Here is a 13,244-nt window from a genome sequence, read left to right on the forward strand (position 1 = left end):
TGGGTTCCTTATACGACAATGCGGTTCATGTAACCGCTGAAGGCCTGCAAATAGCGGGGGATGGGGATCAGAAACGCATCGTGGCCCTGGGGGGCATCAACTTCCAGATAACAGACGTTCTTGCGCGCTGCCATGAGTGCATTGACGATCTCGTGCGAGCGCTCCGGTGAGAACCGCCAGTCCGTAGTGAATGAGATCACGCAGAAGTCCGCCTTGGCGCTCGACAGGGCGCGTGCAAGGTCGTCGTCATGAGCGGCGGCCGGATCGAAATAGTCCAGCGCCTTGGTCATCAACAGGTAGGTGTTGGCGTCGAAACGGCTGGAGAACTCCTCGCCCTGATAGCGCAGATAGCTCTCGACCTGAAACTCGACGCTGTTGAAATCGTAGTTGAGCTTTTCACTCTTGAGTCCGCGGCCGAACTTGGTGCCCATGGCATCGTCGGAAAGGTAGGTGATATGGCCGACCATCCGGGCCAGCATCAATCCACGCTTGGGGATCACGCCCTGTTCCAGGAAGTGCCCGCCGTGAAATTCCGGGTCGGAGAGGATGGCCTGGCGAGCCACCTCGTTGAACGCAATGTTCTGCGCGGACAGCTTGGGCGCCGAGGCAATCGCCACGCAATGGCGAACCCGCTCGGGGTAGCTGATCGTCCACTGCAGCGCCTGCATGCCGCCCAGGCTGCCACCCACTACCGCTGCCCACTGCGCGATTCCCAGTACATCGGCCAGACGCGCCTGACTGTTGACCCAATCCTCGACGGTGACCACCGGGAAATCTGCGCCGTAGGGCTTGCCGGTCTGCGGGTTGACGCTGCTGGGGCCGGTAGATCCATTGCAGCCACCGAGGTTGTTCAGGCTCACCACGAAGAAGCGATTGGTGTCGATTGCCTTGCCCGGGCCGATACAGCTGTCCCACCAGCCAGGTTTGCGGTCTTCGGAATCGTGAAAGCCTGCGGCATGATGATGCCCTGACAACGCGTGACAGATCAGCACGGCGTTGCTGCGCGCGGCGTTCAGTTCGCCATAGGTTTCGTAGATCAGCTGGTAGGTATTGAGCGTGCGGCCGCAGGCAAGTGCCAGCGGCTCGGCAAAGTGCTCGACCTTCGGACTCACCAGACCAACGGAATCGGCTGGAATAGCAGTGGGCATCGACCCTGGCTCGTACTGGAAGAAGGCGGCAAAGTCTAAAGGTTAGCGCGCCTCAATTCATCCTCAATCGAAACGCAGGGTTTACACCAGACTTGTACCGGTGAGACTGACCACCTTTCCCTGGCGCCGGATCGGGGCCGGGCGGCGCAGCAGTCTGAGCATTTCACCGGCCTGGGCCAGCTGCTGTTCCAGTTCGAGGCTGTAACGCGCCAGCAAGCGCCCGCGCTGGCTGCTTTGCTGGCTGTCCTGCGCCAGATGCTTGAGCCTCAGCATGTGGGCTTCGAGCTGCTGCTTATGCTCCAGTGAATGCTGCATCAGCGGCATCAGTGCTTCGTTGGCCCACTGCTCGGCGTCCTGGCGCAGGCGTTGATGCATGCCGATGACCTCCTGCACCAGCGTGGCGAAGAATCGCCGGGTCAGCGCGCGCTGCTCGGTGAGCATCGTCTTGAGTTGCAGGCGGAACTGGTCTGCCTTGTTCTGCAGACGCTTGAGCTCCCTTTGATAGGGCGCCAGACGGAACAGCGGAGCGTCAACGCCGTGCAGGGGGTTTTCATCGTTGTGACGGCGGTAGATGGCCGAGACCATCTTGTTTGCCAGTGCAGCCTCGTGCTCGAGCGCGGCCAGATCCTGCTCCACCGAGCGGAAGAAGTGCAGGATGCTCAGGTTGATACCCAAGGTGGTAAGGCTGCCTGTCAGGCTGCGGCGCAGACGTGCAAGGTGCTCGTCCAGACGCTCGGCGCGCACCGTGCCGCGCAGCAGTTCACCCTGACGCTGCAGCAGGCGTTGATTGGTCTTCAATTGCAGCAGGCGTTTATGGTGCTGGTTGTGGTCATGGCGGGTGCGAGCCGTGAGCTCCATCAGCAGCTGCCCGCTGTCCTGGCGTTGGCTGTCGAGCGACTCACACTGCTCGCGCACCTTGCCCAGGCGCTGGGTCAGTATTTGCTGACTGTTCTGCAACAGCGCTAGCACCTGACGCACTACCTGCTGCTCCAGCAGGCGTTCCTTCTGCGCGAGGATGCGCTCGCAAAGCAACTGCTCCAGCGTTTCCAGCCGGCTGCGTTCCAGCAGCTGCTGGTCACCGCGAATTCTGGCAAGCAGGGCTTGTTTGGCCGAGAGCGGGAGCACGTCCTCAACCGCGATCCCAAGCTGCTGTGCAGTAGCAGCCTGCATGCGTTGAATCGCGTCATTGACGAAGGCATCACCGGACACGTCATCCCACAGGACGTCGATCTTGTTCAGTACGGCGAACAGGCGGTGCCGGTCGCCATCATCGAGCTGGCGGATGTGCTGCTGCCAGATGTCCATGTCGCTTGCGGTGACGCCGGCATCGGCAGACAGCAGGAAGATCACCGCCTGGGCGTTCGGCAGCATGGACAGGGTGAGCTCCGGCTCGCTGCCCAAGGCATTCAGGCCCGGCGTATCGAGAATTCTCAGGCCCTGGCGCAACAAGGGGTGGTCGAAGTTTACCATCGCGTGCCGCCAGGCCGGCACTACCACTTCGCCAGCGGTTTCAGACTGCTCCAGCGCGTCAGGGTGGAAGCCCAGCTGAATGGCCTGCTCGACCGGCATCGACTTGGAGGAGGCGACCTGCGTGAAGGCTTCAACCATAGCGTCAGGGTTTTCAGGGTCGAGCGCGACATTCGTCCAGAGGCGCGGGCTGCGCTTGAGCTGGGCGATGCTGGTGTCCTCGAGGCGTGATTCGATGGGCAGCAGCCGGATATACGAACGCTCGGCGCGAGGGTCGTAGAACAATTCGGTGGGGCACATGGTGGTGCGGCCGGCGCGTGAGGGAAGAATGCGTTGGCCGTAGCCGGAAAAGAACAGGCTGTTGATCAGCTCTGTCTTGCCTCGGGAGAACTCGCCCACAAAGGCCAGTGTGATGTGATCGGTGCGTAGCAGCTTAAGCGCACGGTCGAGCCTGGCATCGACCGCATCCGAGTTGAGCCGGTTGTGCGCCAGCCAGCTGCGGTAACGGGTGATTTCGCGGACCAGGTCGCGCTTCCAGGTGACGTAGGCGTCCACCTGCCGGTCGAGTCGTTCCATGATCCTGTTGCTTCCTGAAAGGCGAATCGGGCGATTATCCCAGTCGCCCGATGCCGGTCAATCCAGCCTTTGTGAACTACCGCCCAAACGCCGCAACGGCACATGGGCGGTACGGCTCAAATCAGCGAACGGAGGATGTTCGGCATGTGGGTCATCATTGCCAGATTGTTGATGACCAGCATGTCCAGCAGCTTGAGTGCGAGGAACGCGAAGATTGGCGAGATATCCAGTCCGCCCAGGTTGGGCAGCAGCCGACGGAAGGGCGCGAGCGCCGGTTCACAGATCTGACTGACCAGCTGAGCGCCCGGGTTCTGGCTGCCGGGGGCAACCCAGGACAGGATCACGCTGATGATCAGCGCATAGAAAAAGATGTTCAGGAACAGTCCGGTCACGCCAATGATGGCCCAGACCAGAAGCTGCAGCGGGTTGCCGATGGTGCCAAAGGCGATCATCAGAATGGCTGCCATCAACAGCACTTGAAGGATGATAGCCAGGACCAATGAGGACAGGTCGATGCCACCAATGCTGGGGATCACCCGGCGTAGCGGCCGCAGCAGCGGGTGGGTAGCGCGGACGATGAACTGGCTCAGCGGGTTATAGAAATCGGCCCGAACCAACTGCAGGATGAAGCGCAGAAGAACGATCAGCAGGTAAAGGCTGCCGAGCGTTTGTACGATCAGGATCAGGGCTTGCGAGAGTTGCGACATGAAGGCTCCTTAGTTGCCCAGTTGTTCGGCGAGTTCGGCCGAGCGTTGTGCTGCTGCGTTCATCGCCTGTGTAACCAGGGTTTCGAAGCCGCCCGCCTGAAAGGCTTTGATTGCCGCTTCGGTCGTTCCGTTCGGCGAGGTGACCCGACGGCGTAATTCTGCTGCCTCCACATCGCTTTCACAGGCCATACGCGCGGCGCCCAAAGCGGTCTGCATTGTCAGCTGGGCTGCTGTGTTCCGCGGCAAGCCGAGCCTCTCGCCGGCAGCGGTCATGGCTTCGATCATCAGAAAAAAATAGGCCGGGCCGCTGCCGGATACGGCCGTCACGGCGTCAATCAACGCCTCCTGGTCCAGCCAAAGCGCCACCCCTACAGCCGATAGCAGCTGCTCGGCCTGTTGCTTCTGCCTGTCCGACACCTCGCCGTTGGCGAACAACCCGCTGACGCCCTGGCGCAAAAGGGAGGGGGTATTGGGCATACAGCGCACTATCGCGCGTGGGGTTTGCTCGCCCAGCCACGACTGCAGGCTGGCGCAGCTGATGCCTGCTGCGATCGACACAATCAGTTGATCCGTTTGCAGATGTGCGGCCAGGTCGCGACACACCGTCTGCATGACCTGCGGTTTGACCGCCAGCACGATCACTTCTGCGCTTGCGATGGCTTGGGTGTTCTCTGCGAAGGTATCGATGCCGTAAGTGCTTTCCAGTTCTTTACGCCTTTCTGCGCCGGGGTCACTTGCGCAGATGGCTGAGGCCGGAATGCCTTGAGCGCGCAGGCCGCCAATCAAGCTGGCGGCCATGTTGCCGCCGCCAATGAAGGCGATACGGGGAGAGCTCATGCGGAGGTTCCTTTATTCATGCGAAGGGCCGGCCGAGGCCGTCTGCGGTGGATAGGCGCGGGCGCCAAACAGCGCAGTGCCGATACGGACCCAAGTAGCGCCTTCGGCGATGGCGGCTTCAAGGTCCTGGCTCATGCCCATGGAAAGAGTGTCGAGATCAAGGTTGAGTTCGCTTTGCAGCTGGCGCAGACGGGCGAATGCGGCGCGTTGCTCCGCTGGGTCGTCGGTCGGTTCAGGGATCGCCATCAGCCCGCGCAGGCGCAGACGGGGCAGGGCGATAATCGCCTGTGCCAACTCGGGTACGTCCAACAGTTCGCAGCCTGACTTGCTGGCTTCGCCACTGACGTTGACCTGCAGGCAGACATTCAATGGGGCTAGCTCGGGCGGGCGTTGATCCGAGAGGCGCTGGGCAATCTTCAGGCGGTCCACCGAGTGAACCCAGTCGAAATGCTCGGCGATCAATTTGGTCTTGTTCGACTGAATGGGACCAATGAAATGCCAGGTCAGTGAGAGATCACGGAGGTCGGCCTGTTTCTCCAACGCTTCCTGCAGATAGTTCTCACCAAAATCACGCTGGCCGGCGTCGCTGGCCTCGCGGATAGCGCCCGCCGGCTGGGTCTTGCTCACCGCCAGCAGCCGCACCTCATCGGGATCGCGCGCCACAGCTTGCGCCGCCTCACGGATGCGCGTTCCGACCTTTGCAATATTCGTCGCTATCGTGGACATTACCTGCGCCTGCCACCTTAGGGTCTGCGCGGCATTCTACCTGCTTGCTTGTAATTGGGGAGTCCCATGGATATCACAGAGCTGCTGGCGTTCAGTGCCAAGCAGGGTGCGTCGGATTTGCACCTTTCGTCCGGCCTGCCGCCGATGATCCGCGTTGACGGCGATGTACGCCGCATCAACCTTCCGGCGATGGATCACAAGCAAGTGCACGCGCTGATCTACGACATCATGAACGACAAACAGCGCAAGGATTTCGAAGAGTTCCTCGAGACCGATTTCTCGTTCGAAGTACCGGGCGTGGCGCGTTTCCGGGTCAACGCCTTCAACCAGAACCGCGGCGCTGGTGCAGTATTCCGGACTATTCCGTCCAAGGTGCTGACAATGGAAGACCTTGGAATGGGTGAGGTCTTCCGCAAGATCACCGACGTACCTCGCGGGCTGGTGCTGGTGACCGGGCCGACCGGTTCGGGCAAGTCGACCACCCTGGCGGCGATGCTGGACTACCTGAACAGCACCAAGTACCACCACATTCTCACCATCGAAGACCCCATCGAATTCGTTCACGAGTCGAAGAAGTGCCTGGTCAACCAGCGTGAGGTGCATCGCGATACGCTCGGCTTCTCCGAAGCACTGCGCTCGGCGCTGCGTGAAGACCCGGACATCATTCTGGTCGGTGAAATGCGCGATCTGGAGACTATCCGTCTGGCGCTGACTGCCGCGGAAACCGGTCACCTGGTGTTCGGTACCTTGCACACCACCTCTGCCGCCAAGACCATCGATCGGGTCGTTGACGTTTTCCCTGCGGAAGAAAAGTCGATGGTCCGCTCGATGCTGTCGGAGTCACTGCAGGCGGTAATCTCGCAGACACTGTTGAAGAAGGTTGGCGGCGGCCGCGTTGCGGCGCATGAAATCATGATCGGCACTCCGGCGATCCGAAACCTGATCCGCGAAGACAAGGTGGCGCAAATGTATTCGTCCATCCAGACCGGTGGATCGTTGGGCATGCAAACGCTGGATTCTTGCCTGAAAGGACTGTTGGCCAAGGGGATCATTTCGCGCGACAACGCCAAGGAAAAGGCCAAGCAGCCGGAAAATTTCTGATTCTTTACAAGGCCTTGGTGATACTGCTGGGCCTTCCGCTTCGCTACAAATCGGCTACGCCGGACTACGAGAACGACGATGGAATTCGAGAAACTGTTGCGCCTGATGGTGGAAAAGGGCGGTTCCGACCTGTTCATTACGGCCGGCGTGCCGCCGTCGATGAAGGTCAACGGCAAGATCCTGCCGGTGAACAAGACACCGATGTCGCCGGAAATGACCCGCGAAACGGTGCACGCAGTGATGAACGAGCAGCAGCGTCGCGAGTTCACCGAAAATCACGAATGCAACTTCGCCATCAGTGCGCGCGGAATCGGGCGGTTCCGAGTCAGCGCCTTCTATCAGCGCAACCTTGCCGGCATGGTCTTGCGCCGCATCGAGACCAACATTCCGACGCTCGAAGACCTGAAACTGCCGGAAGTGCTCAAGAAGCTGGCGATGACCAAGCGGGGTCTGGTGCTGTTCGTCGGTGCGACCGGTACCGGCAAGTCCACCTCGCTCGCTGCGATGATCGGCTACCGCAACAAGAACTCGAGCGGCCATATCATCTCGATTGAAGATCCGATCGAGTTCATCCATCAGCACCAAAGCTGCATCGTCACCCAGCGTGAGGTCGGGATTGATACCGACTCCTTCGACGTGGCCCTCAAGAACACCCTACGGCAGGCGCCCGACGTGATCCTGATCGGTGAGGTGCGGACCCGCGAAACCATGGATTATGCGGTGGCGTTCGCTGAGACCGGCCACCTCTGTCTGGCAACTCTGCACGCCAACAACGCCAACCAGGCGCTGGACCGTATCATCAACTTCTTCCCTGCCGACCGGCATCAGCAGGTCTGGATGGACCTTTCACTGAACCTGAAGGCAATCGTTGCACAGCAGCTGATACCGACTCCCGATGGCAAGGGACGCCGTGCAGTCATCGAGGTGCTTATCAATACGCCGTTGGCGTCTGACTTGATTCGCAAGGGTGAAGTGCACGAACTAAAGTCGCTGATGAAGCGCTCGACCGATCTGGGCATGCAGACCTTCGACCAGGCGCTGTACAACTTGTACGTCCAAGGCGAAATCACCTACGAGGACGCCCTGGCGCATGCCGACTCTTCCAACGACCTGCGATTGATGATCAAGCTTGGCTCCGAAACCGATGGCGAGCACCTGAGTAGCGTATCCCAGGGCTTGACGCTCGAAGTCAGCGACGATGACAAGGGCCGCAGCTTCCGCTAGCTGAACTGCTCTGGCGGTCGTCCGATGCGCTTGCCGGTTTTTTCGGCGACGCGTTCGGACTGACCGTCACGCTGCGCACCGGCTCGTGCGCGACTCATCAGCTGAGGAATCAGCACTCCTTCGGGTAGATTTTTCCAGAATCGCACCGGTAAGTTGCTTTCCATGACGCTGCGGTTCAGCCGGGACGGGTTGAACGTGCTCTCGTAATACGCCTTCCATAGCTCTCCTCCTGGATCCTTTGCCTCCAGAGCCAGCTGTCGCCATTCGGCTGGGCAGGGCCGGGCGTAGTACATCTGTTGCCCATCCCAGCAAACCCCGTCGTCCGGCGTTGCGATCAGCCAGCTGTTCTCACCCATGCGCTCAGCAAAATGCTCTGCTGCCCAGGGCAGGACGTTGTGGGCTGGTTCGAACCAGGCGACATGCCTGGGCCCCATGCTTTGCTGAACAGGGCTGAAGCGAACAAAAGCGTGCAGATGGTGGGCTTCACGGCGCACCGCTTTGATGCGGGCGTGCAGTTCGCTGCCATCGATATCGCCAACCAGCCGTGCCGTCGAGTCGCCCTGGGAAACTCTCCAAAGCACGCGATAGAGCAGACTCCAGCGATTTTCGACGCGATAGCGAGCCGCCATCTCCAGCTCGTCCAGCAGCGGCTTGGGGATTCTTACCTGTCGTGTGGACTCAATGGGTCGGTCAGGCAGTGGGTCATCGAAAAGCCCAGCGGATTCGTCGCCACTCGCCCAGTTCACCTCATGCGGTGCAACGTGGCTGAGCAGCAGCGCACGTGCGTGGCTTCGCCAGCCTTCAAAGCTTCCATCGAAGCGCGCCGTTCTCATCACCACAGCGCCATCTGCGCGGGCGTATCACGCATGTAGTGACGTAAGACGGCTGATTCGTCTCCAGCGCGGGCCGGACGGTAATCCTGAGTGATGACGAAAGGTTTGGCTTTCTCCAGGGCGCAACGCAGGCGGGTCAGGTCTTCAAAGCGGATCCGCTTTTGTCGACGCAGATCGACCAGGCGCTTGGCGCTGAGCATACCTATGCCAGGAATTCGGGCGATCATAGTGGTGTCAGCTCGATTGAGGTCAACCGGGAACTGTTCCCGATGAGCCAGCGCCCAGGCCAGTTTTGGATCGATGTCCAGCGCGAGGTTGCCAGGTCCGCTGAGCAATTCACCCGCCTGAAAGCCATATCCCCGCATGAGGAAATCCGCCTGATAGAGCCGATGCTCACGCATAAGGGGCGGCGCTTCGAATGGGACAGTGGCGGGGCTGTGCGGGATCGGGCTGAAGGCTGAGTAGTAGACTCGCCTCAACCGGTAGCTCCCATAAAGGGACTGCGCGGTGTGCAGAATGGTGCTGTCATCCGTGCTGTCGGCTCCGACTATCATCTGCGTGCTCTGCCCCGCCGGCGCGAATCGCGGCGCTCGCTTCTCGGCGCTGGCTTCGGTTTCGCCCTGGTGGATACTGTGCATGGCCTGCTTGATCGTCAGCACCTGCTTTTCCGGGGCGAGGCGAATCAGACTGGCTTCGGTCGGCAACTCGATGTTGACGCTGAGCCGATCGGCATAGCGGCCAGCCTCTGCAATCAAGAGTGGATCGGCATCCGGAATGGTCTTGAGATGTATGTATCCGCGAAATTCGTGGTCTTCGCGCAGGAGCTTGGCCACGCGGATCAACTGCTCCATGGTGTAGTCCGCTGAGCGGATGATGCCGGAACTGAGGAACAGCCCACTGATGCAGTTTCTCCGATAGAAATCCAGGGTCAGAGTCACTACTTCTTCTGGCGTGAAGCGTGCACGCGGCACGTCACTGGAGCGGCGATTCACACAATACTGGCAGTCGTACAGACAGAAATTGGTCAGCAAAACTTTCAGCAGCGACACACAGCGACCGTCAGGCGTGAAGCTGTGGCATATGCCCATGCCGTCGGTTGCCCCGAGCCCCCTTCGGCCCTTGGAGCTGCGTTTGGATGCCCCACTGCTTGCGCACGAAACGTCATACTTGGCTGCGTCGGCAAGGACGCTGAGCTTCTCGATCAGTTGCATATCGGCCACGTGATACTGTTTGCATGTACAGTATCACGCCTTGATCCCGGGATAACCTCCGCTCGGCGGACGGTAAGCCGGGCGGCAATGGGATAAGCTCGAAGCGCGTCACCTTAACCTGTCAGCGAGGCTCAGATGCAGCAGAACACCCATAGCATTCTCATCGGTTACCTTCTGTGGATATTCGGATTTCTCGGCGCTCACCGCTTTTACTATGGCAAGCCCGTCACCGGGACGATCTGGTTCTTCACGCTTGGCCTGTTCTTCGTCGGCTGGATCATTGACCTGTTCCTGATCCCGGCCATGGACCGACAAGCAGACATGCGCTTCCAGCCAGGCCCGATCGACTATACGGTTGCCTGGATTCTTCTGACGTTCCTGGGGGTGTTTGGTGTGCACCGGATGTATCAGGGCAAGTGGATTACCGGCCTGATCTACCTGTGCACGGGCGGCCTGTTCTTTGTTGGAGTGCTTTATGACTTCTGGACGCTCAACAATCAGGTGTCGATGCGCAACATGGAAAAGACCTACTGAGGGGACCCCCGTAACCGCTCGCCAGTGTAATGGCGAGCGGTTTGGGTGCTACTCAGGCCTGGAAGGCGATTCGTCCGTCTACTAGCGTGTAGCGCACCGCTCCGGGCAGGCAGTGGCCCATGAACGGGCAGTTTCGCCCCTTCGAATGCCAGGCTTCCCCGGCGAGGGTCGAGCTATGGGGATCGAAAAGCACCAGATCTGCCGCGTCTCCCACCGCGAGGCGGCCCGCCGGTAACTTAAGTGCAGCAGCAGGGCCACTGGTCAGCCGAGCGAGCAGGGTTGGCAGGTCGAGCAGGCCATCTTCTACCAGTGTCATCGCCAGCGGCAGCAGGACTTCAGCGCTGCTGATGCCCGGCTCTGTTTCGCCGAAGGGGGCTAGTTTTGCATCGGCCTCGTGTGGCTGGTGATGGCTGGAAATCACCGAGATGACCCCCGAGCGAACAGCCTCTCGCAACCCATCGCGATCGAAGGAGCTGCGCAGCGGTGGTTGCACGTGATAAAGGCTGGAAAAACCGTGCAAGGCCGCGTCGGTAAGAATCAACTGATACATCGCCACATCAGCGGTAACCGGTAAGCCGCGCGCCTGGGCGTCGGCAATCATCTGCGCGCCACGTGCCGTGGTGATCTGGCTGAAGTGAGCGCGGACTCCGCTCTGTTCGACGAGCAGCAGGTTACGGGCCAGAGCGACGGTTTCGGCTGTTTCGGGAATGCCTGCCAGGCCGAGGAACGCAGCCGCAGGCCCCTCGTGGGCGAGGCCACCGGCGGCCAGATCGGCGTCCTGGGAGTGAATGACCACAGTGAGGTCAAAGGTTGCAGCGTATTCCAGCGCACGCCCCAGGTTTCGATTGCTGGCGAAATTGGTCAGCCCATTGCCGAAGGCTACGCAGCCAGCATCGCGCAAGGCTATCAGCTCGGCCAGCTGCTCACCTTTGAGCCCTCGGCTCAGCGCTCCAATAGGGAATACCTTGGCATGGCCTGACTCTCGTGCGCGGTCGAGGATCAGCTCAGCCACAGCAGCAGTGTCCAGGAATGGCTTGGTGTCAGGCGGGCAGCATAGGCTGGTGATGCCGCCGGCAGTGGCTGCGAGTGTCTCGCTGGCGATGTTGCCTTTGCGGCTGTAACCAGGTTCGCGTAGGGCGACCGAAAGATCGACCAGCCCTGGAGCCGCCACAAGCCCTTCAGCATTGATGGTGTTTGCCGCGCTGAAGCCTACTGGAGCCGCTCCGATCGCAATGATCTTGGTGTCCTGGCAGTAGATATCGATAACTTCGTCACGGCCGCTGCAAGGGTCGATCAGCCGGGCGCCGAGGATTTGTGTAGGCATCAGTTCTGCTCCTCGGCAGCGTATTCCTGTTCGAGTTGCCGCTGAGCGGTCTGTCCGCTCATGGCCATGGAAAGCACCGCCATGCGAATCGCGATGCCGTAAGTCACCTGATTGAGGATTACCGATTGAGCGCCATCGGCCACGGCAGACTCAATTTCCACGCCGCGGTTGATCGGACCCGGGTGCATCACGATAGCGTCGGGCTTGGCCAGCGCCATGCGTTGGGTGGTCAGCCCGTAGAGTCGGTAGAACTCGCTCTCACTCGGCAGCAGGCCACCCTGCATGCGCTCGCGCTGCAGGCGCAGCATGATCACGACATCTACGCCTCGCAGGCCCTCGTCCATGTCGTTGTAAACGCTCACCCCATATTGCTCCAGACCAACGGGCAGAAGGGTTTTCGGGCCGATGACACGGATGTCCGGGCAGCCTAGGGTCTTCAGCGCCAGCATGTTGGAGCGGGCCACTCGCGAATGCAGGATGTCGCCTACGATGGCCACTGAGAGCTTCTCGAAATCACCCTTGTGACGGCGAATGGTGAGCATGTCGAGCATGCCCTGGGTTGGATGGGCGTGGCGTCCGTCGCCACCGTTGATGACCGCCACGTCGGGACAGACATGCTCGGCAATGAAATGTGCCGCGCCGGATTCAGCATGGCGAACGACAAACATGTCTGCAGCCATCGCTTCGAGATTGCGCAGGGTGTCAGTCAGGGTTTCGCCCTTGCTGGTCGAAGATGTCGACACATTCAGCGTGATCACGTCGGCCGAGAGCCGCTTGGCCGCCAGTTCAAAGGTGGTCCGGGTCCGGGTGGAGTTCTCAAAAAATACGTTGCAAACCGTCTTGCCGCGCAGCAGCGGGACTTTCTTGACTGCCCTGGCTCCGACCTCGAGAAAAGAGTCGGCGGTGTCCAGGATTTCGGTGAGAAGCGCGCGTGGCAGCCCGTCCAGTGACAGGAAATGGCGCAGTTGGCCGTTATCGTTGAGTTGCAGCGGGCGCTTGGCGTCGGTGGGCGTCATCGCAGGATTCTCAGTTAGCGGAGGCGAAGGACTGGAGTTCAAGCGCCAGCGGTGCCGGGCCTAGTAGCTTTACCCGTTGATCGGGCGCCAGGGAGAGGGTCGCGCCGACAACATCTGGCCGGATCGGCAATTCGCGAGCGTTCAGGTCCAGCAGGCATACCAGGCTGACGCTAGCCGGGCGGCCATAGTCGAACAATTCATTGAGCGCGGCGCGAATGGTGCGGCCGCTCATCAGTACATCGTCGATCAGCACCAAGTGCTGGCCCTCGATCTCAAAGGGCAGCGCCGAGGGGCGGACCTGCGGATGCAGGCCGTTCTGAGTGAAGTCGTCGCGATAAAACGAGACGTCCAGCATGCCGAGAGCCTCTTGCTTGCCGCGCAGATCCAGGAGCGTGCGGGCGACCCAGACACCGCCCGTATGGATGCCGATGAAACGCGGATCGGAGATGTCGTGACTGCTCAGGTGCTGGTCCAGTGCGGCGGCCATTTCTGGGAGCAGCTGTTCGGGGTTCGGCAGGGTCATCATGTCTCCTTGATGTG

At 60.6% G+C, this 13,244-nt stretch carries 13 protein-coding genes; 3 read left to right on the top strand and 10 right to left on the bottom strand.

Going from position 1 to position 13,244, the window contains the following annotated elements:
• Positions 1-8: 8 nt before the first annotated feature.
• The 5 genes from metX to NA619_RS02390 all read right to left on the bottom strand — a co-directional run bounded on the left by metX (position 9) and on the right by NA619_RS02390 (position 5,461).
• Positions 9-1,148, bottom strand: a complete 1,140-nt coding sequence (gene metX / locus NA619_RS02370) for a homoserine O-succinyltransferase MetX (RefSeq protein ID WP_255959569.1) — start codon at positions 1,146-1,148, stop codon at positions 9-11.
• Between the two features lie 81 nt (positions 1,149-1,229).
• Positions 1,230-3,191 (bottom strand): dynamin-like GTPase family protein, encoded by a 1,962-nt coding sequence (locus NA619_RS02375; RefSeq protein WP_255959570.1) that lies wholly within the window; start codon positions 3,189-3,191, stop codon positions 1,230-1,232.
• A 116-nt stretch (positions 3,192-3,307) separates the two neighbouring features.
• Positions 3,308-3,898 (bottom strand): YggT family protein, encoded by a 591-nt coding sequence (locus NA619_RS02380; protein WP_122163475.1) that lies wholly within the window; start codon positions 3,896-3,898, stop codon positions 3,308-3,310.
• Between the two features lie 9 nt (positions 3,899-3,907).
• The gene (proC, locus tag NA619_RS02385; protein ID WP_255959572.1) at positions 3,908-4,735 is read right to left on the bottom strand and encodes a pyrroline-5-carboxylate reductase; all 828 of its coding nucleotides are present in this window, start codon (positions 4,733-4,735) and stop codon (positions 3,908-3,910) included.
• A 12-nt stretch (positions 4,736-4,747) separates the two neighbouring features.
• Complete coding sequence (locus NA619_RS02390) at positions 4,748-5,461, bottom strand: YggS family pyridoxal phosphate-dependent enzyme (protein WP_255959574.1); 714 nt, start codon at positions 5,459-5,461, stop codon at positions 4,748-4,750.
• A 66-nt stretch (positions 5,462-5,527) separates the two neighbouring features.
• On the opposite strand from NA619_RS02390, the gene NA619_RS02395 reads away from it, so the two are divergent.
• Positions 5,528-6,562 (top strand): type IV pilus twitching motility protein PilT, encoded by a 1,035-nt coding sequence (locus tag NA619_RS02395; RefSeq protein ID WP_046161608.1) that lies wholly within the window; start codon positions 5,528-5,530, stop codon positions 6,560-6,562.
• Positions 6,563-6,640: 78 nt separating this feature from the next.
• Entirely contained in the window at positions 6,641-7,786 is a 1,146-nt protein-coding gene (locus tag NA619_RS02400) for a PilT/PilU family type 4a pilus ATPase (protein WP_255959575.1), read from the top strand.
• Here NA619_RS02400 and NA619_RS02405 read toward each other — a convergent pair.
• Both NA619_RS02405 and NA619_RS02410 read right to left on the bottom strand, forming a co-directional pair.
• Complete coding sequence (locus NA619_RS02405; RefSeq protein WP_255959577.1) at positions 7,783-8,619, bottom strand: TIGR03915 family putative DNA repair protein; 837 nt, start codon at positions 8,617-8,619, stop codon at positions 7,783-7,785. The genes NA619_RS02400 and NA619_RS02405 overlap by 4 nt on opposite strands.
• Complete coding sequence (locus NA619_RS02410) at positions 8,619-9,830, bottom strand: putative DNA modification/repair radical SAM protein (RefSeq protein ID WP_255959579.1); 1,212 nt, start codon at positions 9,828-9,830, stop codon at positions 8,619-8,621. The genes NA619_RS02405 and NA619_RS02410 overlap by 1 nt, the downstream gene beginning before the upstream one ends.
• A gap of 135 nt (positions 9,831-9,965) precedes the next feature.
• On the opposite strand from NA619_RS02410, the gene NA619_RS02415 reads away from it, so the two are divergent.
• Positions 9,966-10,364, top strand: a complete 399-nt coding sequence (locus tag NA619_RS02415; protein ID WP_255959581.1) for an NINE protein — start codon at positions 9,966-9,968, stop codon at positions 10,362-10,364.
• 52 nt (positions 10,365-10,416) lie between these two features.
• Here NA619_RS02415 and NA619_RS02420 read toward each other — a convergent pair whose 3' ends face one another.
• From NA619_RS02420 to pyrR, 3 genes are read right to left on the bottom strand one after another with little or no spacing between them, the layout of a single operon-like run.
• Entirely contained in the window at positions 10,417-11,688 is a 1,272-nt protein-coding gene (locus NA619_RS02420) for a dihydroorotase (RefSeq protein WP_255959583.1), read from the bottom strand.
• Complete coding sequence (locus tag NA619_RS02425; RefSeq protein WP_255959584.1) at positions 11,688-12,704, bottom strand: aspartate carbamoyltransferase catalytic subunit; 1,017 nt, start codon at positions 12,702-12,704, stop codon at positions 11,688-11,690. The genes NA619_RS02420 and NA619_RS02425 overlap by 1 nt, the downstream gene beginning before the upstream one ends.
• A gap of 10 nt (positions 12,705-12,714) precedes the next feature.
• Positions 12,715-13,227 (bottom strand): bifunctional pyr operon transcriptional regulator/uracil phosphoribosyltransferase PyrR, encoded by a 513-nt coding sequence (pyrR, locus tag NA619_RS02430; protein WP_255959586.1) that lies wholly within the window; start codon positions 13,225-13,227, stop codon positions 12,715-12,717.
• Positions 13,228-13,244: the final 17 nt, after the last annotated feature.

Source organism: Stutzerimonas stutzeri, from assembly GCF_024448895.1.
In the GTDB taxonomy this organism is placed as follows: Bacteria; Pseudomonadota; Gammaproteobacteria; order Pseudomonadales; family Pseudomonadaceae; genus Stutzerimonas; species Stutzerimonas stutzeri_Q.

Coding starts and splice junctions, on each gene's coding strand:
- NA619_RS02405 (WP_255959577.1), bottom strand. CDS start 8,619: ATGAGAACGGCGCGCTTCGATGGAAGCTTTGAAGGCTGGCGAAGCCAC.
- proC (WP_255959572.1), bottom strand. CDS start 4,735: ATGAGCTCTCCCCGTATCGCCTTCATTGGCGGCGGCAACATGGCCGCC.
- NA619_RS02395 (WP_046161608.1), top strand. CDS start 5,528: ATGGATATCACAGAGCTGCTGGCGTTCAGTGCCAAGCAGGGTGCGTCG.
- NA619_RS02410 (WP_255959579.1), bottom strand. CDS start 9,830: ATGCAACTGATCGAGAAGCTCAGCGTCCTTGCCGACGCAGCCAAGTAT.
- NA619_RS02390 (WP_255959574.1), bottom strand. CDS start 5,461: ATGTCCACGATAGCGACGAATATTGCAAAGGTCGGAACGCGCATCCGT.
- NA619_RS02420 (WP_255959583.1), bottom strand. CDS start 11,688: ATGCCTACACAAATCCTCGGCGCCCGGCTGATCGACCCTTGCAGCGGC.
- NA619_RS02400 (WP_255959575.1), top strand. CDS start 6,641: ATGGAATTCGAGAAACTGTTGCGCCTGATGGTGGAAAAGGGCGGTTCC.
- NA619_RS02380 (WP_122163475.1), bottom strand. CDS start 3,898: ATGTCGCAACTCTCGCAAGCCCTGATCCTGATCGTACAAACGCTCGGC.
- metX (WP_255959569.1), bottom strand. CDS start 1,148: ATGCCCACTGCTATTCCAGCCGATTCCGTTGGTCTGGTGAGTCCGAAG.
- pyrR (WP_255959586.1), bottom strand. CDS start 13,227: ATGACCCTGCCGAACCCCGAACAGCTGCTCCCAGAAATGGCCGCCGCA.
- NA619_RS02415 (WP_255959581.1), top strand. CDS start 9,966: ATGCAGCAGAACACCCATAGCATTCTCATCGGTTACCTTCTGTGGATA.
- NA619_RS02425 (WP_255959584.1), bottom strand. CDS start 12,704: ATGACGCCCACCGACGCCAAGCGCCCGCTGCAACTCAACGATAACGGC.
- NA619_RS02375 (WP_255959570.1), bottom strand. CDS start 3,191: ATGGAACGACTCGACCGGCAGGTGGACGCCTACGTCACCTGGAAGCGC.